At 33.1% G+C, this 25,655-nt stretch carries 24 protein-coding genes and 1 pseudogene; 9 read left to right on the forward strand and 16 right to left on the reverse strand.

From position 1 onward, the window contains the following. Positions 1-148: 148 nt before the first annotated feature. Positions 149-1,312 (forward strand): annotated as a pseudogene (locus tag CDV25_RS10950) (cache domain-containing protein); the annotation flags it as partial. A 192-nt stretch (positions 1,313-1,504) separates the two neighbouring features. Next, positions 1,505-2,095: a methyl-accepting chemotaxis protein gene (locus CDV25_RS10905; protein ID WP_432805891.1), complete on the forward strand. Its 591-nt coding sequence runs from the start codon at positions 1,505-1,507 to the stop codon at positions 2,093-2,095. A 315-nt stretch (positions 2,096-2,410) separates the two neighbouring features. Here the strand turns inward: CDV25_RS10905 and CDV25_RS03775 are convergent, their stop codons facing one another. Continuing rightward, positions 2,411-2,695, reverse strand: a complete 285-nt coding sequence (locus CDV25_RS03775; RefSeq protein WP_108910837.1) for a hypothetical protein — start codon at positions 2,693-2,695, stop codon at positions 2,411-2,413. A gap of 532 nt (positions 2,696-3,227) precedes the next feature. Further along, positions 3,228-4,433 carry a 2,3,4,5-tetrahydropyridine-2,6-carboxylate N-succinyltransferase gene (locus CDV25_RS03780; protein WP_108910838.1) on the reverse strand — a complete coding sequence of 402 codons (1,206 nt, stop codon included), beginning with the start codon at positions 4,431-4,433 and terminating at the stop codon, positions 3,228-3,230. A gap of 113 nt (positions 4,434-4,546) precedes the next feature. Between CDV25_RS03780 and CDV25_RS03785 the strand changes: the two genes are divergently transcribed. After that, a complete protein-coding gene (locus CDV25_RS03785; protein WP_108910839.1) occupies positions 4,547-4,939 on the forward strand; it encodes a hypothetical protein in 393 nt (130 codons plus the stop codon). Here the strand turns inward: CDV25_RS03785 and leuC are convergent, their stop codons facing one another. The 14 genes from leuC to CDV25_RS03855 all read right to left on the reverse strand — a co-directional run bounded on the left by leuC (position 4,940) and on the right by CDV25_RS03855 (position 16,481). Then, complete coding sequence (gene leuC / locus CDV25_RS03790) at positions 4,940-6,208, reverse strand: 3-isopropylmalate dehydratase large subunit (RefSeq protein WP_108910840.1); 1,269 nt, start codon at positions 6,206-6,208, stop codon at positions 4,940-4,942. Positions 6,209-6,217: 9 nt separating this feature from the next. After that, the gene (hisG, locus tag CDV25_RS03795) at positions 6,218-6,829 is read right to left on the reverse strand and encodes an ATP phosphoribosyltransferase (RefSeq protein ID WP_108910841.1); all 612 of its coding nucleotides are present in this window, start codon (positions 6,827-6,829) and stop codon (positions 6,218-6,220) included. Continuing rightward, positions 6,826-7,464 carry a type III pantothenate kinase gene (locus tag CDV25_RS03800; protein WP_034554281.1) on the reverse strand — a complete coding sequence of 213 codons (639 nt, stop codon included), beginning with the start codon at positions 7,462-7,464 and terminating at the stop codon, positions 6,826-6,828. The genes hisG and CDV25_RS03800 overlap by 4 nt, the downstream gene beginning before the upstream one ends. A 7-nt stretch (positions 7,465-7,471) precedes the next feature. Further along, complete coding sequence (locus CDV25_RS03805) at positions 7,472-8,476, reverse strand: PQQ-binding-like beta-propeller repeat protein (protein WP_108910842.1); 1,005 nt, start codon at positions 8,474-8,476, stop codon at positions 7,472-7,474. Next, positions 8,473-9,057, reverse strand: coding sequence for a hypothetical protein (locus tag CDV25_RS03810; protein ID WP_108910843.1), 585 nt, complete (start codon positions 9,055-9,057; stop codon positions 8,473-8,475). Before CDV25_RS03810 ends, CDV25_RS03805 begins: the two co-directional genes overlap by 4 nt. A gap of 9 nt (positions 9,058-9,066) precedes the next feature. Then, on the reverse strand, positions 9,067-9,498 hold the full coding sequence (gene dut / locus CDV25_RS03815; RefSeq protein WP_108910844.1) for a dUTP diphosphatase: 432 nt from the start codon (positions 9,496-9,498) through the stop codon (positions 9,067-9,069). Positions 9,499-9,513: 15 nt separating this feature from the next. After that, positions 9,514-9,984 carry a transcription elongation factor GreA gene (gene greA, locus CDV25_RS03820; protein ID WP_034554275.1) on the reverse strand — a complete coding sequence of 157 codons (471 nt, stop codon included), beginning with the start codon at positions 9,982-9,984 and terminating at the stop codon, positions 9,514-9,516. A 67-nt stretch (positions 9,985-10,051) separates the two neighbouring features. Continuing rightward, positions 10,052-11,185, reverse strand: coding sequence for a lipid-A-disaccharide synthase (gene lpxB / locus CDV25_RS03825; protein WP_108910845.1), 1,134 nt, complete (start codon positions 11,183-11,185; stop codon positions 10,052-10,054). Next, positions 11,175-11,771, reverse strand: a complete 597-nt coding sequence (locus CDV25_RS03830) for a coiled-coil domain-containing protein (protein WP_108910846.1) — start codon at positions 11,769-11,771, stop codon at positions 11,175-11,177. The genes lpxB and CDV25_RS03830 overlap by 11 nt, the downstream gene beginning before the upstream one ends. Then, on the reverse strand, positions 11,768-12,367 hold the full coding sequence (locus CDV25_RS03835; protein ID WP_108910847.1) for an NUDIX hydrolase: 600 nt from the start codon (positions 12,365-12,367) through the stop codon (positions 11,768-11,770). The genes CDV25_RS03830 and CDV25_RS03835 overlap by 4 nt, the downstream gene beginning before the upstream one ends. After that, positions 12,354-13,577 carry a peptidoglycan DD-metalloendopeptidase family protein gene (locus tag CDV25_RS03840; protein WP_108910848.1) on the reverse strand — a complete coding sequence of 408 codons (1,224 nt, stop codon included), beginning with the start codon at positions 13,575-13,577 and terminating at the stop codon, positions 12,354-12,356. Before CDV25_RS03840 ends, CDV25_RS03835 begins: the two co-directional genes overlap by 14 nt. A 113-nt stretch (positions 13,578-13,690) precedes the next feature. Beyond that, complete coding sequence (locus CDV25_RS03845; protein ID WP_108910849.1) at positions 13,691-14,593, reverse strand: homoserine O-succinyltransferase; 903 nt, start codon at positions 14,591-14,593, stop codon at positions 13,691-13,693. Between the two features lie 8 nt (positions 14,594-14,601). Next, a complete protein-coding gene (locus tag CDV25_RS03850; protein ID WP_108910850.1) occupies positions 14,602-15,894 on the reverse strand; it encodes an O-acetylhomoserine aminocarboxypropyltransferase/cysteine synthase family protein in 1,293 nt (430 codons plus the stop codon). Positions 15,895-16,019: 125 nt separating this feature from the next. Then, complete coding sequence (locus tag CDV25_RS03855) at positions 16,020-16,481, reverse strand: low molecular weight protein-tyrosine-phosphatase (RefSeq protein WP_108910851.1); 462 nt, start codon at positions 16,479-16,481, stop codon at positions 16,020-16,022. 83 nt (positions 16,482-16,564) lie between these two features. Here CDV25_RS03855 and CDV25_RS03860 point away from each other — a divergent pair, with 83 nt between their 5' ends. The 6 genes from CDV25_RS03860 to CDV25_RS03885 all read left to right on the forward strand — a co-directional run bounded on the left by CDV25_RS03860 (position 16,565) and on the right by CDV25_RS03885 (position 25,513). Beyond that, positions 16,565-18,856: a beta strand repeat-containing protein gene (locus CDV25_RS03860; protein WP_162550420.1), complete on the forward strand. Its 2,292-nt coding sequence runs from the start codon at positions 16,565-16,567 to the stop codon at positions 18,854-18,856. Positions 18,857-19,050: 194 nt separating this feature from the next. After that, positions 19,051-20,016, forward strand: coding sequence for a tripartite tricarboxylate transporter substrate binding protein (locus tag CDV25_RS03865; RefSeq protein WP_108910853.1), 966 nt, complete (start codon positions 19,051-19,053; stop codon positions 20,014-20,016). Between the two features lie 50 nt (positions 20,017-20,066). Beyond that, positions 20,067-20,453 (forward strand): tripartite tricarboxylate transporter TctB family protein, encoded by a 387-nt coding sequence (locus CDV25_RS03870; RefSeq protein ID WP_162550422.1) that lies wholly within the window; start codon positions 20,067-20,069, stop codon positions 20,451-20,453. A gap of 42 nt (positions 20,454-20,495) precedes the next feature. Next, positions 20,496-21,989: a tripartite tricarboxylate transporter permease gene (locus tag CDV25_RS03875; RefSeq protein ID WP_108910855.1), complete on the forward strand. Its 1,494-nt coding sequence runs from the start codon at positions 20,496-20,498 to the stop codon at positions 21,987-21,989. Between the two features lie 92 nt (positions 21,990-22,081). Continuing rightward, positions 22,082-22,672 (forward strand): SoxW family protein, encoded by a 591-nt coding sequence (locus tag CDV25_RS03880; protein ID WP_239056418.1) that lies wholly within the window; start codon positions 22,082-22,084, stop codon positions 22,670-22,672. A gap of 60 nt (positions 22,673-22,732) precedes the next feature. Beyond that, positions 22,733-25,513 (forward strand): cytochrome c biogenesis protein CcsA, encoded by a 2,781-nt coding sequence (locus CDV25_RS03885; RefSeq protein ID WP_204161861.1) that lies wholly within the window; start codon positions 22,733-22,735, stop codon positions 25,511-25,513. Positions 25,514-25,655 lie beyond the last annotated feature (142 nt).

Raw genomic sequence — 25,655 nt, forward strand, 5'->3', positions numbered from 1 at the left:
AGGTGCAAAACTTATATTGTCAGTATCTGTTGTTGTTATCATAGGCATAACAATTTTAATTGCCATTGTTTCTTCTAGGGTATCCACAAATATGAGTAATCAAATAAAACAAACTCTTACAGAATCATCTAAACGTTATGCAAATAAAATGGAAGGTGCTATAAATGAAAGTATAGCCCTCATAGTAGGACTAACGAGCTCTGTGAATGATGAAATTAAAAATGGTGAATTTAATCTCGCTCAAATTGAAACTCTTATCAAAGCTACTTTTGATTCTTCCTCTTATGCAACTTACGCATTTTTATATTTAGAAGATGAGTCTATGTTAAAAGGAACGAATATTATAAGCCAATATAAAAGCGAATTAGGCAACTTTGGAATGATATTTTCAGATAGTGATACTACTAGACCTGGTGGGGTAGAAGCTATACAATTTAACGAAAGTCTTAAAAATTTCCCTGTAATGCAACAGCTCCGCAATCAAATGAAAACCACTCCTGATAGAAACACTATACTAATTGGTCGTCCAGGTAAATTTAATATTGCACAACAAGGGGAATTTGTAGGAATCAATATCGCAACACCCATTGTTGATAGAAACGGAAGATATATAGGTGCTATTGCTTTTATGTTTAATTTAGCAAACTTTGCCGCTTATCTCTTAAATGACAAACTTGATTTATATCAAGGAGATACAAGGGCTTTAATAACTCAAGATGGAATCATTGCTGTGCATAAAAATAGCTCTATCGTTCTTAAAAACCTACAAGACATTAATAACAGCACCCAAACAAAAGCCATCTTGGATACTATTAGAGCAGGCTCTTCTGCAATTTTTGAAAATTATGTTACAACAACTGGAGCAGAAAGTTTTGCCGCTGTTGCTTCATTTCACACATTTAGAAATACAAGTAGTTGGAGTATTTTGGTAACCTCTCCTGAAAGTTCTGTTTTAGAAACACTTTATAATCTACAATTACTACTAATTCTTATTGGCATTATATTTTTAGTCATAGTTCTAGCAGTCGTCTATTATTGCATACAACTAATAGTTGCTAAAAGACTTCCTATTTTAGCTAATGCTTTAGAAATTTTCTTCCGCTTCTTAAATCACGAAAAAATAGAGCTTAAGCCTGTTAAAATTAATGCCAATGATGAAATAGGTAAAATGGGTTCTATCATCAATAAAAATATTATCTCTACCCAAAAAGGCTTAGAACAAGATACAAAAGCTGTAGAACAATCTGTAGCCACTGCTAAAGAAATAGAAGCAGGAAATCTTACAGCAAGAATTACAGAAACTCCTCATAATCCTCAATTAGTAGAATTAAAAAATGTTTTGAACCAAATGTTAGAAACTTTACAATCTAAAGTAGGTTCTAATATGAATGAAATTAATAGGGTTTTTGAATCTTATAAATCCCTAGACTTTACAACAGAGATTCCTAATGCTAGAGGAAGTGTAGAAGTAACAACTAATACTTTAGGGCAAGAGATTAAAGCTATGCTTCAAACAAGTGCTACTTCTGCTAAGAGCTTAGGGGAACAATCTAATGCTTTACAAGAAGCTATGAAGCGATTAACAGAAGGCTCTCATACCCAAGCTAATTCTTTAGAAGAATCCGCTACTGCTATTGAAGAAATCTCTAGCTCTATGCAAAATGTTAGTGATAAGACAGGAGAGGTTACAAGACAAGCAGAGGATATTAAAAATATCGTAAGTGTGATTAAAGATATTGCCGATCAAACTAATCTCTTAGCATTAAATGCAGCTATTGAAGCAGCAAGAGCAGGAGAACACGGAAGAGGCTTTGCAGTTGTTGCAGATGAAGTTAGAAAATTAGCAGAGAGAACAGGAAAGTCTTTAAATGAGATTGAAGCTAATGTTAATGTCTTAGTGCAAGGTATTAATGATATGAGTGAATCTATTAAAGAACAAACAGAGGGTATTTCACAAATTAATGAAGCTATTAATCAATTAGAGGGTGTTACACAAAATAATGTAGAGATTGTTAATGATACCAATAGTGTTACACAAAATGTTAATGCTATAGCTCAAGAGATATTAGAAGATGTTAATAAGAAGAAGTTTTAGGGAAACTTCTTCTTTAAAAGGAATCTCTTTAATTATTCTCTAATAATCTCTTTATTATCCTTTATTTCTTTCTTTAATTTCATTAATCTCTTTAATTCTTATAAAATATGTTCAATGTTCCTATATAGTGCAAACTTAAGGACAACAATGGAATCTTAGACAAATAGATGAAGGCAAAATCATTACTACCATTAACTTTACCCTTTGTCTTGATTGCCTCTTTTGTTTCCTCTGGTATTATCATCAAATAGTTATTCCCAATTCATTTTAACCAATGCACCACAATCAAATAACTATTAGCTATGCCTACTTCCCTTACCACAAGTAACTTACCTTCCAAAGGGCTGTATGGCTAAAGTTATCTTTTCCACCTACACCTTGGTAGTAAAGACCATAGGTTGTATCATCATTAAGATTAAGGACTAATCCCGCATTCACATAATCCATAGTATTTAAAAACTTCGAACTGCTATCAAATGCTTGTCGATTAACTTTAACCCCTGTTTTAAAGTCATTCTTAACATATTTCTTAATCCCAGCTTCAACAGAAGCAGTAAAAATATCATTAAAAGTCTTATCAATCCAAACAGCAGCATTCACATAACCAAAGTTTATAAGAGAAGTCTTATAAAAGATATATAAATATCTTACAAAGAGGATTAGATTAGATTAGTTTGAGTTAGAAATTAGCCCATAAACAAAATCTTGTGTGTTAGCTAGGATTACTTAGATTTAATTAGGAACCCCTCACTTCTTAAATGGGAGTGATTCACCAAAAAGCTTTTACCAGCTCCTGTTTTACCAACTACTAAAATATTTAAATTTTCATTTTTAGCCTCTTTCCAATCCCTCTTTACATTTTTCTATAACCTCTGTAATCAAAAATACTAGATTTGATATAATCCCGCATTAGTGTTTTGTATTTCTTTTGACACTTTAAACTTCTCAATATTTAAAAGAAAAATACCGATTTAAACTTTAGCTTATTTTGAAGCATAATGCAAAAAGGGTTTAAAACTACAAAAAGCTTTTTGTAGTTTATAAAGAAGTCTTGTATAGATTAAGTATGTTGCGTATAAAAATAAAGGCAAAAATTTAAGTCTCACTCATCCTACCAAAAAGTAGGAATTCCTTAATGCAAAGCAGCATTAAGTTCAATTTTACGATTAGAGCGAAAAGCTATCATATTCCCACTCTTAGAATCACATCTAAAATGCACCCCATTTTTACCCGATAACTCTCTACCCTTGTAGATTCCACTCTCTTTAATTTCAAATCCCGGATTAATCTCTGCTAATTTCTGTGCTTCCTCTAAAGAGATTTTAAAAATAGTTCCTGCTAAAACTGCGATTCCACCATCGACAATACAACCATCCCCTAAAGAAATGCCTGTAGAGCTATTTACCCCTAAAAGACAATTTTTACCAATACTAATAGGGTCAGAATTTCCACCGCTTAAAACCCCTAAAATACTAGCTCCACCGCCTACATCACTACCTTCACCCACAATAACACTTGAACTAATACGCCCCTCATTCATACAAGCACCCATTGCTCCTGCATTAAAATTCACATAACTAGCCCCTGGCATTTGGGTATAACCTCCATTCCCTAAATACGCACCAAATCTTGTTTTAGCAGTATCTAACAAGCGGATATTGTCATATTGTGGAATAACTTGCATTAAATAACGAGGAAACTTATCAACAAAATCAATTGCCGGAAACTCTCCACGCATTTTAAGTGCAATCTCATTTTCCCTTAACCATTCTAACTCAAAAGGCACATTCCCACTCCAAGCAACATTGCTTAAAAGCCCAAAAATACCATCTAAATACAAGCTCCTAAGCGGTGCTTTTCCTAGTGATAACGCAAGTAGTTTCATATAAGCAGATTCCACACTTTGGCATTGTTTATCTTGATAAATCGCACAAAAACGATAACGAAAATCCCCGTTATCTGTATAAATTCTCCCCTCTTGTAAAGCCCTTTGCAATTCTAAAACAACAGCGACATTTTTATGTGCGTTAGGATTACTTTGTGTTTGTGCGATAAAAGGGGAAAAATCCTCTAAAGCTTGAATAATAAATTCCTCTGTAATACCAAAAACAAACTCACTCTCACTATCCTCTAAAATCTCACATTTATCACGCAAATCCCAAAAAATCGCATAACTCCCAAAATTTTCATCCCAATTCAACACTGGATAAGTTGCCTGCAAGACTTTATTATTCATAACGCCCACATCCGCATAACAAATGCCAAAACCTAAAGGTTTCTTATAATCACGCTTAGCCTCTATTTTTGCAACCTTTTCTTTAAATGCTTCAATACTCATAAAAACTCCTTATTTTCTTTCAATTATAAGAATATTCCACTATAGATTCCATAAATTTATGAAATTTTCTTTAAGAAAATGCTACAATCTTAAAAAAACATTAAAGGCAAAAAATGCAGCAAAAGGATTGGGTATTAGTTATTATTTTCTTAAGCATTGGACTAATTTTTATCGCATTGTTTTTTATATTCTTTTTTTACAAAAATACCCAACCCCCCAAAAAACAAGAAAAAATGCCAAATGCCAAAGAGATTCTAGAGCTTTTAAGGCAAAAAGAAAATACTTTAGAAACCCTCCATCAATATAGCAGCCTTGCTAAGATACACCACACCTCTTATTTTCAAGAAAATGAAAACTTTGATTTAGAATTTGTCAGTATTCTAGCCTCTCACAAAAATGTCAATGCTAAATTAGTTTTAGAAATAGAAAAATATTTTAAATCCATAAACCCAAACCGCAAAGAGCTTTTAGACAAAGCCTTAGAGAGCGGATTAAACAAACGATAACTAAATTTCGCGTGGATCCGCTATTTTGCCCTTAATAGCACTTATAGCCGCAACTGCAGAGTTTGCAAGATAAACTTCAGAATTCCTTGCACCCATTCTCCCTACAAAATTACGATTTGTTGTAGAAACACAACGTTCATTATCGCCTAAAATCCCCATATATCCTCCTAGACACGCTCCACAAGTGGGATTAGAAATCAAAGCTCCAGCTTCTAATAAAATATCAATATAACCTAATTTATGAGCATCTTTATAGATTTGTTGCGTCCCAGGTGTTACAATTAATCGCACATCATTATGCACTTTTTTACCCTTTAAAATCTCACTAGCAATGCGTAAATCGCTTAATCTCCCATTAGTGCAGCTCCCAATAAACACTTGATCGATTTTTAAATCATCACGCACTGCTTGTGTAACACTCTTTCCATTACTAGGCAAAAATGGGTAAGCGATCACGGGTTCTAAAGTGCTAATATCAATCTGTAAAGTTTGCGTATAATTCGCATCATTATCAGAGAAAAACTCCCTAGGTTTAGCCCTTAAACTTTTCCTTTGTCGCAAAAACTCTCTTGTAACCTCATCAACAGCGATAATTCCATTTTTTGCCCCTGCTTCAATAGCCATATTACAGAGTGAGAATCTATCATCCATATTTAAATGCCCAACTCCTTCCCCACAAAACTCCAAAGCTTGGTATAAAGCCCCATCAACACCAATTTGTCGGATAACTTCTAAAATCAAATCTTTGCCATAAATATGTTTAGCGGGCTTACCAATAAATTCTACTTTAATAGAGCTAGGGATTTTAAACCAATTTTTTCCCGTAATCATCGCATAGGCTAAATCGGTGCTTCCCATACCTGTGCTAAATGCTCCTAATGCTCCGTGTGTGCAAGTATGAGAGTCTGCACCGATAATCACATCTCCACTAACCACTAAACCTTTCTCTGGCAAAAGAGCGTGTTCAATACCCATATCTTTTTCATCAAAGAAATATTTAAGCTTATGCTTCTTAGCAAAATCCCGACTAATTTTTGCTTGATTAGCACTTGCAATATCCTTTGCTGGAATAAAATGATCCATTACAATACAAAATCCCTCTGGATTTGCAAGATTTTTAGCACCGCTTTGCTCATAAGCTTTAATAGAAAGTGGTGTGGTAATATCATTACCAATTACCATATCAATCTTACAATCTACTATATCTCCTGCATAAACTTCCTCTCCAATATGTTCGGAAAAAATTTTTTCTGTAATTGTTTGTCCCATTTTCACTCCTTACTTAATCCTATTTTTAAAAAAATCCCGAATTTTTAAGATTTTTATTTTTTGGGAATAAAAACTATTTGGATTTGCGACCAAATAAGCACTCACTTCCATAATTACTTCATCGACTTTAAGATTGTTTTGCCGCATTGTATCTCCAGTTTCCACTAAATCTACAATCGCATCTGCCATACCCACTAAAGGGGCTAATTCTATAGAACCATAAAGTTTAATAACCTCGACACTTAAAGCCTTTCTAGCAAAAAAAGCTTTCGTAATATTTTCCATTTTTGTAGCAATTTTTAAATTTGGTTTTGAAAAATCTAGCACATATCCATTAGGAGAACCAAGGACTACTTTGCATCTCCCAAACCCTAAATCTAATAAACGCACCAAGGGGCTTTGCTGCTCTTCTAAAACATCTAAACCCACTACACCAATATCAGCAGCTCCCCTTTTGATATAAACAGGAACATCTTGATTCCTCACTAACATAAAACAAAAATCATTCTTTTGCAAAATAAGCTTTCTATTTTCAAAGCATAATTTTTCTTGCAAAAACCCCTCAAAAACCTCTAAAGCTTTTTCACCAATTCTGCCTTTAGGCAAAGCAACCTTTATCATAATACGATACCCTTTGAAGTAATCTCCTCTGTAATAACTTTTTGCATACCTTTAAAAACCAATAATTCATCATAAATACAATTTACAAAAAAACGCGATAAAAACTTTCCATCCCCACCGGTGAAATAAATTTTTTTACTTTTAGAAGTATTTTCTATCATTAAAAGAATAGACTTTAGCATACCAAAACTTACCGCATCTCTTGTATTTTGAGGAAAAGTATCAACACTTACACCAAGATTCATTTCACAATCTAAAATGGGAATTAAACCCAATACTTTTTTATATTGAGCAATCCCGGGAAGTATATAACCCCCTAGATGAATGCCTTGTTGCATTACATCAATGGTAATTGCACTTCCTGCATCCACAATAACACCATCTTTAATGGCTTTGCAAGCGGCAATTCTATCAACCCCCAATCCCTTATAATTAGTATCAAGCGATAAAAAAGGCGTTAAATCAAAACAACTAGCGTGTGAATACAATAAAGTTTTTGTCAATTCCTCATTAACACTAATAAAAATAATAATCTCTTTAGAATCTTTTACAGAAAGATTATCCTTACTCTCCCTCCAAACCTTTCCGTGATAATAAAAATGCAAAAAAGAATTTCCTATATCACAGAGAATCATTTATAACCTATTTAATTTGAAAATATGAATCATTAACAAAAATTTTTCTATTTGCACTAAAAACAGGTTTTTTAATTTTACCTGGAATCTCTATAATCTCATGATCGCTTAAATCATCTGCAATATTAATCATATACCCACGCGTTTCTAAGATACTAATCTTTTGACCATGACTTGCCCCCGTAAAATGTGCAAAAGGGAATTTAATACGTTTTATTTCATTTAAATCCCTATCCGTTAAAATAACTTCACCCTCTGAAGTAAATAAAAAAATCCTATCGCCTACAAATAAAATATCTTTAATATTTGCTTCAAAAGTGTTAATCACCGAAGGACTAACTGAAATAACGCGTTTAGGCGTAGCAGCGACCATACGATTGTCAATGGCTTCTAGAAAAATAACATTATTAAAATACTTATCCCCATTAACAACAATATTACGCACCATTTTCATATTGATTTTATCAACAATAGCAAGCTTACCATCTAAAGTAGGTAAAATAATAATATCCCCTAAGAAATAAGGAGAAGCAATCAAAGTATCATTAGTGGGTGCAGGAGGATTTTCTAGTTTATAAAGACTCTTATTAGTTTGAATATCAAAAATACTTAAAGTATTATTATCAAAGACTAAAGCAATTAAATTATCTCGCATACTAGCACTTACAGGATTAAAATCAAATCGTAAGGAACGAGTCTCTTTTGTTTCTTTGTGGATTAAAATCAATTCTTTAAGATTATTCGTTGCTAAATAATATTCTTCAGATTCATTTAAATAGCGAGCATTCTTTGGCAAAAATATTTCAGGAATCTCTCCATTTTTTGTAATAAATTGTCCATTTTTCAAAGTTGCTCCATTACGTGTTATAAAAACAATAGGGGAGTTAATTGTGCTTGTATGAGAGATTTTTCCTTGAACTTCTTCTTTTTTGGGGTTAAAATAAAATTTCGACCCACAACCTACAATAAAAACCGCTAAAAGACAATATCCAACCAAACCAATCTTTTTCATTCTTTAATTCCTTTTATAGTTAAATGCTCTAAAGCATTAGCAATATCTTTTGTAGGGGAATTATTTTGTATTTTCTCTAAGATATTCTTTGCTTCCTTAAAATTTCCCTTTTCTATCTCTAAAAAAGCAGCTTGAAGATAGCCAAACTCTGTAGAATCCTGTAAATTTAAAACCTCAATATTCCGATTTAAACTCGCATTTTGGTATTTAGAAAATTTAGCGATTATAGGATCTTTAGAGGATTGTAATTGCTCTAAAGTGGCTTTATCATTAGCAAAAAGAGCTTTTTGAAAAAGATACAAATCATAAAGCTTACTTTGACTTTCCTTTAAAGACTGAAGGGCTATTGTCTCTCCTAATAACGCCTTTTCATAAAAATTCGCTATTTTTAATTGTTGTTTTTCTTGATAGTAACTCATAATATTATACACAACCAACCAAGAAATCAAAGCAGCAACAAGCACAATAATAGGGATTTTATAACGTTTAAACCAACCTTCAAATCGTATTAAGCCCTCTAGCATTTTTTCATTATTGTTAAATTCATCTTTAACATAATTAACATTTTGTCGCAAGCTCATTTTCTCTCCTTAAATTCCGGTGCTGCCAAATCCACAGCTACCGCGTTTTGTTTTATTTAATGAAGCGGTTTCTTTAATCTTTGCTTGTTTAACTTTACAAAGCACTGCTTGGGCTATCCTATCGCCAACTTTTATTCTAAAATCCTTTTCCCCAAAATTCATAGCAATAACCTTAATCTCTCCACGATAATCACTATCAATAGTCCCGGGTGTATTTAAAATAGTAAATCCATATTTTAAAGCTAACCCACTGCGTGGGCGAATTTGAATCTCATACCCCCTTTTAATCCCAAAGGCAAGTCCGGTTGCAATTAAAGCCCATTTTCCAACAGGAATTACTAACTCCTCTGTAGAACATAAATCAAATCCTGCAGCACCTCTGCTCTGATATTTTGGCAAAACTGCTTTAGGAGAGAGCTTTTTAACTTTTAAAGTTGCCATCAATATACCTTAAATTTAAAATGAAATTTCTTTATAACAAATATCTAAAATTTCATAATCTACCCTTCCACGAGGTAGCTCAACACTCACTTCATCCCCTACAATCTTACCTAAGAGCTGTTTAGCTAAGGGTGAGTGATAGGAGATTAAACCCTTATCAGGATTACTCTCTGTAGCCCCTACAATGGTATAACAAAACTTCTTTTCACTTTCTAAATCCTCTAAAGTAATTGTAGAGCCAAAACTCACTTTATCGTGAGTAATAGTAGAGGGGTCAATAACACGAGCTTGCGCTACAAGTTGCGTAAGCTCATTAATCCTTGCATCAATAAAAAGCTGTCTCTCTCTTGCGGCGTGATATTCTGCATTTTCTTTTAAATCCCCATATTCCCTTGCTATATCAATTTCTTTAATATTTTGAGGACGTTCCACTTCTTTAAGGTTTTTAAGTTCATTTAAAAGCTTATTATAGCCATATTCTGTCATAGGTTCCACAAAACTTCTCCGATACAAATTAATTCATAATACTAACTAAAGAGAGTTAAAAAGCCCTTTATTTTAATAAGTTTTTTGCAAAATATTCAATTTTTCTCGCACAATTTTCCGCACTCCCATTTTTTAAATATTGCATTAAAACTTCCTTTTGTGAAAAAAACTTTTCATAATCAAAACCCTCCCATTCTTTTAAAAGAATATGCGGTTTTACATTTTGCTGTAAAATCTCTGGAATAATAGGGAAGTTATGAATACTTGGATTATTTTTAGGAGAGTGGAAGAAAAAAAACTCTAAAAAAATATTCGCCAAACCAATATAATTTAATTTCACTAAAGATTTTGCAAGTAAAAAATCAATAGCCTTAGCCTTATAAACCAAAAGTGTTGGAATCCCAAGTAAAGTAGTCTCTAAAGTTGCCGTGCCACTACATACAAAGGCAAATTCACAATCCCTTAATCCCTCATAAGTATCAAAAGAAAGGGCAAACTCCTCAACATTTCCATAAATTCTTTCTAATTGTTGTTTTTTGAAATGCTTAGGAATAATTAATAAAGCTTGTTTATTCTGCTTTTTTAAGATTGTAGCTACAATCTTAAAAACAGGTAGCAAAGCTTTAATCTCTGCTACTCTAGACCCGGGCATAAAGGCTATAAGATTTGTTGTTCTTTTACATACATAAGAAAAAGGTAGGGTATCTAAAAGTGGGTGTCCTACATAAGAAATTCTTGCTTCATTTGGATAATAAGCACATTCAAAAGGCAATATTCCCCAAAGTTCATCACAAATCTTTGCTAAAATTTTAGCACGATAAGCTTTCCACGCCCAAACTTGTGGAAGTATATAATAGATAATATAAGGTTTTTTATTACTTTTAAAAAGATTTTGAATAAGGGGAATATTAAAAGAAGAAGAATCCATAAAAATAGCAATATCACATTCTCTAGCCTTTTGTAATAAAACCTTTCGTATTTTGAAATACTTAGGGAGTAATTTTAGGGCATCAACAAATCCCATAACCCTAAATTCCTCAACACCAAAAAGGCTTTTATAATCCCTTTGTAAGGAATCAAAAACCCCCTCTAAAGTGAAATTTATCTGCTTTTGCTTTAAGATTTTAATAAGAGAGAAGAGATGAATGTTAGAAGAATATTCTAAAGCACAGACAAAAATTTTTAAAGTCTTAACTTCCATTTTCTCTATTTTCTTGATAGGCAATCTCTGAATTTATTTTAGAATACTCTAAAGTAATAGCCTGTATCTGCTCTAATAACTGCTCTAATAAATAAAATAGCTCCATAGCCTCTTGCAATGATACATAATCATTTGCTGGGGTTGCAAGAAGTTTTTTACGCTTTTGATAAGAAATTTCTAACTTTTTTAGAACAATAGGCTTTGGTGGAAGATCAACATTTGCTTGTGAAAGCAAATTTCCAAGAGCATTAAGATGTGCTTTTATTAAAGAAAGATCAATCTTAGGATTGCTCTTCTCTAGCTTAAGAATTTCTTGAGAGCTTTCTAATAAATGCAATTTCTCCTTAAGTGCATTCTCTAATGCTTTATTTTTCTCCTCTAATTCATTATTTTGCACCTTTAATAAAGCATTTTTAGCAGAAACTTCATTAAAAGTTTGGATTAATTCCTCTTTATCCTTTTGCAAACTTTGATATTCTTCATTAAAACGTTTTTTTTCTGCTTCAAAAATTTCATAAATTTGCCAAGATTCCTTAATGGTCTCTAATTTCTTTGTAATTTCTTGAAGGGCATAACTATGATTCATAAAACTTCTTTTTTAAAAAACCACAAAAAAGCAAACATAACTCCAGAGGTTTTAGGATAAGATTCATTAAAAATAAAAGAATAAGCTTGACTTTTTGGGATAAAAATCACTTCTATATTTTCATCATCAACCCCGCCCCCATCACTTACCCTATAATTCTCATCAATTTGTGCAAAAAACAAAGTTTGCTTACTCCCTGCAAATCCCACAGAGCTATAAAATTCTGTAACCTTATAAATCTCCTCTAAAGGCACATTATACCCACACTCTTCCAAAATCTCTTCTTGAGCTATCTGCTTTAAAGTTTTATCAGTTTTATCAGTGATTCCCGCACATAACTCATAAGTCCAGCCAATCTCTACTTGTGTGTTATTTGCCATCTCCTTAAGATAAACCGCAGGACGAAATTGCTTAACTACAACAAAAGATTCTTTTTGTTTATGATAAAGAAAAACAGCAACACTATCATGGGCTTGAATAATATCCCATTTCCTCTCCTTACCATTTTCACAAAAGAACATACTTTTAGGCTTAATATAAGGAGAATCTTTACATTCACATAGGCGAATATTAGTTATGCTTTTAGTTGATTTCATTAGCAGGTGCTAACCTATCTTGTGTCAAATAAACAATATAAGAATTTTTCAATGTTTTAAAAGGAACATTTTCAATATTATTTGCCAAAATACCATCAAGTTCATTCTTATAATTGTTTGCCAATCTTAAAAAAATTTCACGCTCTTTGCCCTCTAGTTTTGTTTGGGCGATTTGTAAATGCTTCAATGGATTCACTGCATTACCATTTTTATAGACTCCAAAATGTAGATGAGGACCTGTGCTAAGTCCTGTGCTTCCGACCGTTCCTACCTGTCTGCCTTGCTCTACAAAAGTCCCTACTTTAATACCTTTATTAATATTATGCATATGAGCATAGAGAGTCCTATAACCATTTTCGTGTTGAATAATCACCGTTTTTCCATATCCGCCTTTAACTCCTGCAAAAACAACTCTACCCTTACCAGCAGCCTTAATAGGTGTATGTCTAGATGCTGCATAATCCACCCCTAAGTGAGGGCGTTTATAGCCTAAAATAGGATGCTTTCTAGCAGTAGAAAAATGCGAAGAAATACGTTTATATTTCAATGGTGTTAGTAAAAGGTATTTATTAAGATTATTCCCGTGTATATCATAAAAATGTCCATCTTGATGACGAATAACATAATGATCGCGATTGCTCACATTTAACATTGAAGCTTTGATATTAGGAGAGCCAAAATATTTTCCAAGTCTATATTTTCTCTCATAAACAATAGCAAATTTATCATCTTTTTTAATCTGTCTCTTAAAATCAATACTATTTTTATAAGCCTGTATAAAATCCGAAGCCAATAAAGTATCGCCTGTATATTTCACAATATCATTATACAAAGAGCTTTCCACAGAAAGTGCTAAGGTTCGTTTTTCTACAAAATGGGTAATAGGCGTTGCACGCATTTGATAAACACCATTTTTTTGGTAAATATGCAACTGCGAATCTTCATTAATAGAAATTAACGCCTGCAAAAGCCTTTCACCCTCATAGAGTGTATAAAAAGTACTTCCGCTAATAATCTCATCAGCGAGTTCTTTGTCCTCTGGTGCTAAATCATAATAAACTTTTGCGGGAATAGAATTTTTTTCAAAAAAAGTTAGTAAGGTTTGTCCTTGTTCCCATTTATCCTCTTTAATCGTAGCGGCATTAATGGCTAAAGGAAGCAAACAACAAATAAAAGGCAATCTCGTTTTCTTGATAAATTTCTGCAACATAAAAAACCTAATTTGGAAAAATTGAAAAGCTAAATTTAAAAAATTCTTAATATTCTAGCAAAAAAATGTAAAAAATATCTTATTTTTAACTTAAAAAGTAGAAATCTTAGCACCTAACGCTTTTTCTCATCATTAAGCACAAAAGGTGTATCTTGATACACAGAAAAATTTAACCAATTTAAAAATAACACACTCGCCGAAGAACGCCAAGAAAAAATCGGCTCCCCTTGGGAATTAAAATAATTTTGCGGTTTTTTAATCCCTAAACCCTTTTGTAAATCCCGCTTATACTCTATCTCTAAAGTATCCTTAGCATATTCAGGATGCCCTAAAATAAAAAAATCTTTAGAATCTTTTACCGCACTTATACCACTAAGCTCTCCTTCTAATAAGATTTTCAATTCGCAATTCTCTCTTATTTGCAAAGGATTCATAGCACAATAGCGAGAATGAGGGATTCTAACAATATCATCTAATCCATTAAGCAACAAATCCTCTTTGACTAAAGAATGTTCAAAAACCCCAAATAATTTTTCCTCTAAGCGAATCTTTTGTATTTGGTGGAAATAATACAATCCCGCCATTGCCCCCCAGCATAAATACATTGTACTTGTGCAATTTTGCTTTAAATACTCCATAATAACAACTAATTCTTCCCAATACTGCACTTCTTCAAAGGGCAAATGTTCAATAGGGGCACCTGTAACAATAGCCCCATCAAATTTTTTACCCTTAATATTTTCAAAATTCACATAAAACCTATCTAAATGACTCTTAGGCGTATTTTTGCCAACATAACTCTGTGTAGAAAGAAGCGTAATATTCACCTGCAAAGGAGAGTTTGCAAGGAGTGATAAAAGCTGATTTTCTGTCTCTATTTTGGTAGGCATTAAATTAATAATAAGAATCTCTAAAAGGCGAATATCTTGGGTTTTTGCACGAAGCTCCCCCATAATAAAGGCTTTTTCTTTTAAAAACGAAAAGGCTGGAATATCCTCTGGAATAACAACTGGCATAGGTTTCCTTATTTCTCAAGTGCTTGTTTTAAATCCGCAATAATATCACAAGGATTTTCTAGCCCAATACTTAAGCGAATCGTGCAAGGAGTAACTCCCGCTGATTGTAACTCTTTCTCACTAAGCTGTGAATGTGTTGTAGAGGCTGGATGAATAACTAATGATTTAGAATCCCCAATATTAGCAACAATAGCAAAGAGTTCTAAACTATCGCAAATCTTTTGTGCCGCTTCAAAGCTCTCTGCTTCAAAGCTCAAAAGCCCACTACTTAAAGAATCTTTAAAATACTTTTTCAAAAGCCCATTATAGGTATCCCCCTCTAAGGCAGGATAACAAATATTATGGGCTTTAGGATGGGATTGTAAAAACTTAGCAACTTCTAAAGCATTTTGACTATGCTTTTTGATTCTAAGCCCTAATGTCTCTAAACCTTGTAAGATAATCCAAGCCGCTTGTGCAGAGAGTGTAGCACCAGTATTTCTAAGCCATTCTGTGATAATGCGGATACAAAAAATCGGTAAAGGCAAATTTGCATAAACCAATCCGTGATAACTTTCATCAGGGGTATTAAAGGGGGCATAGCGAGGATTATTTTTAAGCAATTCATTAAGATTAGGACGCTCTATCACTACACCGCCTAAAGCACTCCCTTGACCATTAACATATTTGCTTAAACTATACACACTAATATCTACACCAAATTCAAAGGGTTTATGCAAAAACGCAGTAGCCACAGTGTTATCACAAATACTAACAATCCTATGTTTTTTCGCAATCTTTGTGATTTTCTCTACATCAGCAATAGCAGTTTGCGGATTAGAAAGACTTTCAAAAAAGATAGCCGAAGTCTTTGCATCAATGGCTTTTTCTAAAGTCTCCTCAATATTATCAATATCAAAAACTCTAGCTTCAATCCCAAATCGCTTTAAAGTATGCACGACTAAAGTCTGTGTTCCTCCATAGATTTTATTAGAATACACGATATTGTTACCATTTTGCGCACAATTCACTAACGCATAAAATACCGCAGAGGTTCCACTAGAAGTAGGGATACCAAAAGCACCCCCCTCTATAGCTGCAAGTCTAGCCCCTAGTATATCAACAGTTGGGCTAGTTAATCGCGAATAAATATTCCCTAGCTCTTCCAAACCAAACCTAGCGGCTGCTTGTTTTAAGCTCTCAAAGCTATACGCAGTATTTTGATAGATTGGGACACTTAAAGTTCTTTGGGTATCATAAGTATAACCCGCGTGTAAAGCAAGGGTATCTTCAGAAAAATGATTATGGGTTAAATTTGGCATTATATTTCCTTTTTTGAAATTTCAAAAAATAATAGCATATATTTTATAAATACATATTGTATCTTAAAACTATAGAAAATATTTTTAGAATCTGTTACCTTTTGCTACACCACATAATCTAAATCTTAATTGCACTCTGAAATTTCATCATAAAGCCTATTAATAGCTAAATACAACATTTCATAGATTTTTTTAAACCCCTCTAAATCTTTATAATGATAAGGATCGGGTATATCTCTCCCCTCTAATCCATAATCCCCCATAAGAACCACTTTATCTTTAGAAAAAAACCGCAATAAATCTTGATAATTCTGCCTATCCATCGCAACAATTAAATCAAAACTATCATCATTATAAGCATTAACCTTGCGACCCTTTAAACAAGAAATATCAATCCCATTATTTTTTGCAACCTCAATAGAGCGAGAATCTGGAGATTCACCAATATGCCAACCACTAGTTCCTGCAGAATCTATTTTCAAATCCATTCCCCTCTTTTGCGCTAAATCCCTAGCAATGCCCTCCGCTAAAGGTGAGCGACAAATATTCCCTAAGCATACAAACAAAATAGCATTAATCTTTTTCAAATCATTCCTTTTATATTAAAGCCCACATTATACTAAAATACTCTTTACTTAAATCAAAGTTTAAATTTTATGCTATACTAGAAATGTTAAAAATAACTTATGACAAATACATAGTAAAAATGCCTAAATCTCCTAATATAATATATATTAGGGGGGGGGGGGGCAATAATACTCCTATAAGAAGCCAAGTCTTACATTCTAAAGTCAATGCTAAAACTGCAAATACTATAACTTTACAATCCCATACAAAAGATTCTACTTTAAAATCTAATTCCTTAGATTCTAATCTCAATACAAAAGCTATGAATCCTAAACCTTTAGATTCTCAAAGTTTAATCTCTCAATTATTTAATCCTAAGTTTTTAGATTCTAATTCTAATCTTAAACCTCTATACTCTAGGATTAATGTTAAAACATTAGATTCTAATCCTAAAATAAGAGATATTAATTTTAAATTATTAAATCCTAAATCTCTAAGCCCCTCTTTCCTCTCTTTAATCTGTGCGAGTGTTTTATTAACTATTCCTCATAGTATTAGTGCTAAAGATAATTGGGTAGCAATAGGTAATGATACTTTAGATACAACAACAGATACTAATGCTAATAAAGTAACAAAAGCACTTACTAATAAACAAATCTCTGCTTCACAAACTAAAGAATATAAAAACTTAGAAATTACTAATACTGGGAGTATTACTAATACAAATGCTAACTTTGCTATCAATATTCAAAATAATGCTACGATAGAGAGTATTACCAATAAAGGATTAATTAGTGGGAGTGGGAATCATAATATTAGTATTAATACAAGCTCTATCCAATCTTTTGAAAATATTGGAACCATAACTAATACTAATACTGGTAAATTTAATTTTAATATCACTCAAGGAACTATTGATAAGTTTAGCAATAGTGGAATAATAGATTCTAAAGGTTATGGTATTGCTTTACAACCTAATACTACCATTACTAATTTTAACAACACAGGAACTATTCTTGCTAAAGAAACAAGTGGTAGAGATGCGGTATATATTAATAAAGCTACCATAGAGACTTTTAGTAATGAGGGATTAATTAAGAGTGAGGGTAACAGAGGAGTAGGGATTAATATCTTAGGGGGGACTAGCATTACTAATTTTGAGAATAAGGGGACGATAACTGCTAGTAATAATACTGGTATATATGTTAGAGGAGGAATTATTAAAACCCTTATTAATGAGGGAAGTATAATTTCTGCTGGAGCTAACTCAACATTTTATTCAGGTATCTCGCTAGAAGGTGGAGGAACCATTGAAAATATTATTAATATAGGAACTATAAGATCAAATGGTTTTGGTATTGATGTAGCTTTTAATGGTAAATTTGGAAACCTCATTATGAAAGATGGAGCTGTAGTGCATGGAAATCTTTCAGGTATTGCAGTAGGAGTAAACCAAACTCTAGGAGAACTTGAAATTAGTGGAGCTAATACTAAAATTAGTGGGGGTGAAAATGGTATTAGCTTACAACCTGGATCAAAAGCCCAAAAGATTACTATCAAAGATGGAGCTAAGATAGAGGGAGGTTATAGTGGAATCAACCTTTGGGATAACGCTGACCTTAGTGGAGATATTAATATATCAGGTGTTGGCTCTATGATAAAAGGAGGAAGCGACGCAGGTATTTTTAATGAGAATTCTAATATAACTGGTAACATCACTATATCAGATGGTGCAACTATAACCGCTACTTCAGGTAAAGCCATTTGGAATAATGGGAATGCTACCCTTAGTGGAGGCATTACCATAAGTGGTGCTAATACAAAACTAGAGGGAGATATTGTTAATGCTGATAATGCAAAGATAGGGAGTGAGATAAAGATAGAAAAAGGTGCTAGTGTTAATGGAGGATTAGTAAATAATGGTAATGCTTCTATATCAGGAAATATTACTATTGATGAGAGTAGTAAGCTTAACTCTATTACTAATACTTCAAGTAATGCTAATGCTATTACAGGAAGTATTGAAACTAAAAGTAGCACTCCTTTAGCTATTTCTAATTCTGGAAGTATTGGAGGAGATATTAAAACAGCAGGAAATGCTGAATTAAAAATTAACAATTCAGGAAGTGGTAGCATAGGAGGCTCTATCACTGCTAGTGGTAATGCCCCTATTAGTATTACTAATTCTGATAATGCAAAGGTCGCAGGAAATATTGAAGTAAGTGGAGATGCTCCTATCGTTATTAAAAATGAAGGGAATGCTACCTTACAATCAGATATTATTAACTCTGGTTCTGGAAATCTCTCCCTTAGTAATACAGGGAATGCTAGTATAGGGGCTAATATTAAAAATGAGGGAATAGATCATTTTTTTAATTTTTTAATTAACTTTTAATTTTTGGTTTTTAAAGGAGTAGGGTGGGGTGAGTTAGGATAGGCAGAAAGTCTAATAATTAGCCATTATTTATGATAAAAAGTTACATCTTGTCTATAATCTAATAATATTTAAAGCTTATTGTCGAGTTTATGGATAAAGTTTGGTTATAATTACTAGTTATAAAGGTTTAAACTTATTTTTAAGGAAAAAAAATGAAATTCAAAGGTTTTTGTGGTTTTTGGCTTTTATTTGGAGTATTGTTTGCAGAACCTAGGCATCCAGAATGTATAGCTCCTGCTAAACCCGGAGGAGGGTTTGATTTGACTTGTAAGTTAGCGCAAATAACTTTAGCTGATAGTGGAATCTTGCAAAAGGTTATGCGTGTAACTTATATGCCCGGGGGTGTTGGTGTTGTCGCTTATAATGCAATGATTAATTCTAAGGCTAAAGATTCAAATATTATTGTGGCTTTTTCAAGTGGAACCTTGCTTAATATTGCTACAGGAAAGCATGGCAAATATAATGAAAATGATGTGAAATGGCTTGCAACAGCGGGTGTGGATTATTCAGCAATTTATGTTAAAGCAGATTCAAAATACCAAACTTTAACGCAACTGCTTGAGGATTTGAGGGCTAATCCTCAAGCGATTAGTTTTGGTGCTGGAGGGAGTGTTGGCGGACAAGATTGGATGGTTACTGCTTTGCTTGCAAAATCTGCTAATGTGGATATTAAAAATACGCGTTATGTTGCCTTTGAAGGTGGGGGTGATACGATGATCTCTTTACTTGGTGGACATATTGATGCTGCAGTGCAAGGGCTTGGTGAGCTAGTATCCCAATTAGATTCGGGTAGCATAAGAATATTGGCTATCTTTTCAGAGGAACGTTTGAATCTCAATGATAAAATAGCACAAATCCCTACTGCAAAGGAGCTAGGGTATGATGTCGTATGGCCGGCTATTCGTGGGTATTATATGGCTCCTAAGGTTTCGCAAAAAGATTATGAGTGGTGGATTAATGCTTTTGAAAAACTTTATGAGACTCCAATTTTCAAGGAGCAAAGGGATCAGAGAGCTTTATTTGAATTTAATAAAAGCGGTAAAGAGTTAGAAGAGTTTGTGAAAATGCAAACTCACCAAATGCGGCAATTAGCTAAAGAATTTGATCTTATTAAATAATGTTAAGTATTAGGATTTTTTCTTTACTTTTTATTTTTTTAAGCCTTGTTTTGTTTTATTATGGGCTTGGTATAAAAAGTGAGTTTAATTATGAGCCTCTAGGTCCCGCACCCTTTCCTTTAGCAATACTTGGCTTGATAGCTCTTTGTAATGTTTTACTTTTGTTTTTTTCAGAGCATACAAACATTCAATGGGCTGGTTTAAGGATTATGCAAAAGTTAGGACTTTTGCTTTTAAACTTCTTTGGCTATGCCTTTGTTTTTGAGATTTTTGGATTCTTGCTTGCAAGTGCGATTTTTATATTTGTTACTTCCCTTATTTTTGGGGCTAGGTTTTTCTCTGCCCTTATTTTTGCGGTATTGTGTAGTTTAGGGTTATTTTATCTTTTTGATATTTGTTTGCAAATTACCTTGCCTCTTGGTGAGATTTTTGCGTAAAATTAAGGTGTGAGATAAGGTATTTAGGGGTGAAAGGATAGAATGGATATATGGAATTATCTAATGCAAGGCTTTAGTGTAGCCTTGAGTTTAGAAAATTTAATTATTGCGATGATTGGTTGTTTGATAGGGACGATAGTTGGAATGTTACCCGGACTTGGTCCTATTAATGGTGTGGCGATTTTGCTTCCTTTGGCTTATTCTATAGGGCTTGAACCTGCTTCGGCTTTGATTTTGTTAGCGACTGTTTATCTTGGGTGTGAATATGGAGGAAGGATTTCTTCGATTTTGCTTGGAATACCCGGAGATGCAGCGGCTATTATGACAACTTTAGATGGGTATCCCCTTGCAAAATCAGGAGAGGCTGGAAAGGCTCTTTGTATTTCAGCTATAAGCTCATTTATTGGTTCTTTTATTGCTATTGTTGGGATTATTTTATTTGCTCCTTTGCTCGCAAAATGGTCTTTAAGCTTTGGTCCTGCAGAATATTTTGCTCTTATCGTGTTTGCTTTGGCAACTTTGGGTTCTATGATGGCGGAGAAACCTATTCGTTCGTTTATGGCTGCTCTTATTGGTTTGTTTTTGACGACAATAGGTATAGATGGGAATTCTGGTGTTTATCGCTTTACTTTTGAAAATCCGCATTTGTTTGATGGGATTCCTTTTGTTATTCTTGTTATTGGCTTGTTTTCTATTAGTGAGATTTTGTTAATTTTGGAAAATACCCATAGTGGTAGTGTTGTTATCAAAAAAACAGGCAAACTTTTGATTAGCTTAAAAGAGTTTTTTTATTGCTTTTGGGTGATTATAAGGTCGGGAATTACAGGGTTTTTTGTAGGAGTTTTACCTGGGGCTGGTGCTACCATAGCAAGTGCTATATCTTATATGAATGAAAAAAAGTTAGCGGGTAAAAAGGGGAGATTTGGAGAGGGAGATTTAAAAGGTATTGCCGCACCAGAGGCGGCTAATAATGCTTCAGCTTGTGGTTCTTTTATCCCTATGCTAACTTTAGGGCTTCCTGGCTCTGGCACGACTGCTGTAATGATAGGAGCTTTAAGTCTTTATAATATTAATCCTGGTCCTACTATGTTTAATGAACAACCGGATATTGTTTGGGGGATTATTGCTTCTTTATTGATTGCAAATATTTTATTGCTTATTTTAAATATCCCTTTAATAGGGGTTTTTGTGAGAATCTTAAGTATTCCTACTTGGATTTTAGCACCTATTATTGCGGTTATTTCTGTTATTGGGATTTACTCGATTAATAGCACAAGCTTTGATATTTTTTTAATCCTCATTATTGGTATAGTGGGGTATGTCTTAAGAAAACTTGCTTTTCCTATGGCTCCTTTAATCTTAGGGTTTGTTTTAGGGGAATTATTAGAGGTAAATTTAAGAAGGGCATTGTCTATTAGTGGTGGAGATTTTTCAATTTTGTGGCAGGGGTATATCGCACAGGTTTTATTGGTTATAGCTGTGTTGATTATCATCGTGCCTTTGGTTTATAAATATTATAAAAAATCTCAAGGTTAATTTATTAATGTTGCTTATACAAACTTGATCAAAGAATAAAAAGTATAAAATAGAATATCTTTTTTAGGATAATTTAAGATAAAGGTTTAACAGTGCGTATATTGATGTTTAGTTTAATGGGTTTTGTAGTAGCTGTTTTATTTGGTTGTGAAAAAGCGGATTCTAGCGTTATCTCTAGTGGAGCAAACACTACGCAAGAGCGATTAGAAGAGATGAATAGTATTGATAGAAACTCTTATGCGGAAGTGGCGGATGTATTTTTAGAAACGCAACATATTACCACGCAGGATAAACCTTATTTCTTGGTTTTTGGTGCTAATGGTTGCTTGTATTGTGATAGATTGAAAACGCTTATTAAGCAGGATTCTCAAATTAAAGAAAGCCTAAAGAATAATTTTTCCCCTTATTATATTAATCTTAGCTATTCTAAAAAACATAATGTTGATTTTTTAAACAAAAAAGTATCAACCACCAAATTAGGGCAGATATATGGTGTTCGTTCAACCCCTACATTAGTTTTTCTTAATGCTAATGGGGATACTTTGTTTGTCTATCCTGGATATATGCAAAGGGATAGGTTTATGGCTACTTTAGAGTTTTTGCAAAATCCTGATATTGCTAAATTAGATGAGAAAACTATTGCGATGAAATTACGTGATTTATTTGAGCAAAAGAAAATTTAATTAACTAATGGTTGGCAGTTTTTATTATAAAATTTATTTATTTGAAAAAGAAAGGAAATAATGGAACTGCAAAATTTTGTTAATAGAATTGTTAAAGGCTTTTGTAACTTTTGGGTTATGATTGCATTATTGCTTCTATATGCCACCGCCTGTGGTGTGGCAACTTTTATAGAAAATGATTATGGAACTCCTAGTGCTAAAGCATTGATTTATAATACGCAATGGTTTGATTTGCTACATTTGCTTTTGGTCTCAAACCTTATTGGTGTTTTAATTCGCTCTCGTGCTTGGCAGAGAAAAAAATATGCAAGTGTGCTTTTTCATTCTTCTTTGGTTATGATTTTCATAGGGGCTACAATAACTAGATATTATGGCTTTGAAGGTGTTATGCATATAAGAGAGGGAGAGCGGAGTAATGTCATACAATCACAAGAGGAATTTTTGACTATTTTAGCAAAGATAGATGATAAAGTTTATCGTGCGTTTTTCCCCACAACTATTACGCCTTTGGTGCAGAAAAAGTTTGATGAAACAATGTTTTTTTTAAATAATGAGTTGCGTGTAAGATTTGTAGAATATCTTGCAGCAGAGGATAAAATGAGCATTGATTCGTTAAAGGTAGAAGTTAGCTATGGGGGTTTTAGTGAAATTGTTAATGTAGAAAAAAATATAATGGGACAAACTCCTATACTTTTTAGCTTAGGTGATGCAAAATTTGGGTTAGAGTGGGGCAGTAGAGCTATTATGCTTCCTTTTGCTTTGGAGTTAAAAGATTTTCAACTTGATAGGTATGCAGGCTCAATGAGTCCCTCTTCTTATGCTTCAGAAATAGTCCTAATTGATGAGAAAAATAATCTTGAAGAGCCTTATAGAATCTTTATGAATAATGTTTTAGACTATGGCGGTTTTAGGTTTTTTCAATCTTCTTATGATCAAGATGAGTTAGGGACGATATTATCTGTGAATAAAGATCCTGGCAAAATCCCCACTTATATCGGCTATGCTATGCTAACTTTAGGGCTTTTGTGGTCGTTTTTTGCAAGGAATGGGAGATTTTATAGATTAGGTAAATATTTAAAAGCACAGAATCTAGCCCTTGCTTTTGCATTTATTAGTGCTTTTGCTATGAATTATCCCCTTTATGCAGAGAATGCTAAAGAAAGTCCTCAAGAGATTGATATACCTAGTAATGCGAGTATTTTAGAGCTGTTAGAAAATCTTAAGAATAAGTCTTTACCGCATTCTCAAGAGTTTGGAAAACTCCTTGTGCAAGACTTTGGCGGTAGGATAAAGCCTGTAGATACAATGGCTATGGAATATATCCATAAAATGACAAAAAAAGATGAGTTTTTGGGGCTTAATAATATGCAGTTGTTTTTGGGGATGATGATGTATCCTAATGAATTTAAAAAAATCAAAATGATTGCTATTTCTACCCCAAAGCTTAAAGAAATTATAGGCGTGGATACTAAGGATAAGTATATCGCCTTTGATGATGTCTTTAGTAATGGTGAGTATAAAATAATCAATTATTTAGAGGAGGCTAATAGAAAAAAGCCCTCTATGCGTGATAAGTTTGATAAGGATGTATTAAGTGTTGATGAACGCATTAATGTAGCCTATTTAATTTATACTGCACAAAGTTTGCGTATTATTCCCGATTTCAAAGAGGATGGCACAACTTGGTATTCACCAACAGAAGCGATGGCTGATTTTAGTCCAAAAGATAGAGAGCAGTTACATAAGCTCTTTCAAGCCTATTTTGCAAGTTTTCATCAAGGTTTAGTTGAAGATAATTGGGAAAATGCTAGTTTAGCCCTTGTGGCATTGCATAAGATTCAAGAAAAATTTGGTGGTGAGCTATTACCTCCTACTTCTAAGATAACCTTAGAGATATTTTTAAATCACTATAATATTTTTGATAATTTGACCTTTCTTTATATTTTAGCGGGATTGTTATTGTTTGTGCTAGTGTTGGTGCAGATTTTAAGGAATAAAAATATTAATATTTTGCCTACTAAAATTATTTATTGGGTGATTGTGATTTTAGCACTCTTGCATACATTTGGGCTTGGTGTGCGTTGGTATGTCGGAGGGCATGCACCTTGGAGTAATGCTTATGAATCTATGATTTATATTGCTTGGGCAGCTGGAATTGCGGGAGTCGTGTTTTTTTCTAGGAGTTTTTTAGCACTTGCTACGGCAAGTTTTCTAGCAGGAATTTCTCTTTTTGTCGCTCATTTGGGTCTTATGGATCCACAAATTGGGAATTTAATTCCTGTTTTAAAATCCTATTGGTTAAATATTCATGTCTCTATTATCACCGCAAGTTATGGATTTTTAGGGCTTTGTTTTATGCTAGGTGCTATTACTTTAGTGCTTTTTGTGTTCCGCTCAAAGAAGCATCAGCAAATTGATGAGACAATTTTAACTCTGCATACTATTAATGAGATGTCTATGATTTTAGGTTTAGCAATGCTTACTATTGGGAATTTCTTAGGTGGAGTATGGGCTAATGAATCTTGGGGGAGATATTGGGGTTGGGATGCAAAAGAAACTTGGGCTTTAATATCTATTGCTATTTATGCAGTAGTTTTGCATGTGAGATTTTTACCTAAAGGGGAGAGTCCTTATATTTTTGCCACTTTAAGTGTTGTAGCGTTTTATTCTATTTTAATGACTTATTTTGGGGTAAATTTCTATCTTTCTGGACTTCATTCTTATGCTGCTGGAGATCCTCTCCCTATTCCTGTGTTTTTGTATTATTTTGTTGCAGGGACGATTCTTTTAATAGTGGCTGCAGCAAGAAAGAGAGATTTGCAATCCCCTAAACTCTCTTAAGTTAATATTTTTTAACTATGAAGCAAGAATATTCTTGCTTTAACTTAAATGAAACTAGTTGGTGGTGTTTATCTTTTTTAAATCTATAAAACTTAACTTATTTTAATTTACATAATGAATAAGATTTAAATTGGTAGTTGTG

It is taken from the genome of Helicobacter apodemus, from assembly GCF_003097575.1.
GTDB classification, from domain to species: domain Bacteria; phylum Campylobacterota; class Campylobacteria; order Campylobacterales; family Helicobacteraceae; genus Helicobacter_D; species Helicobacter_D apodemus.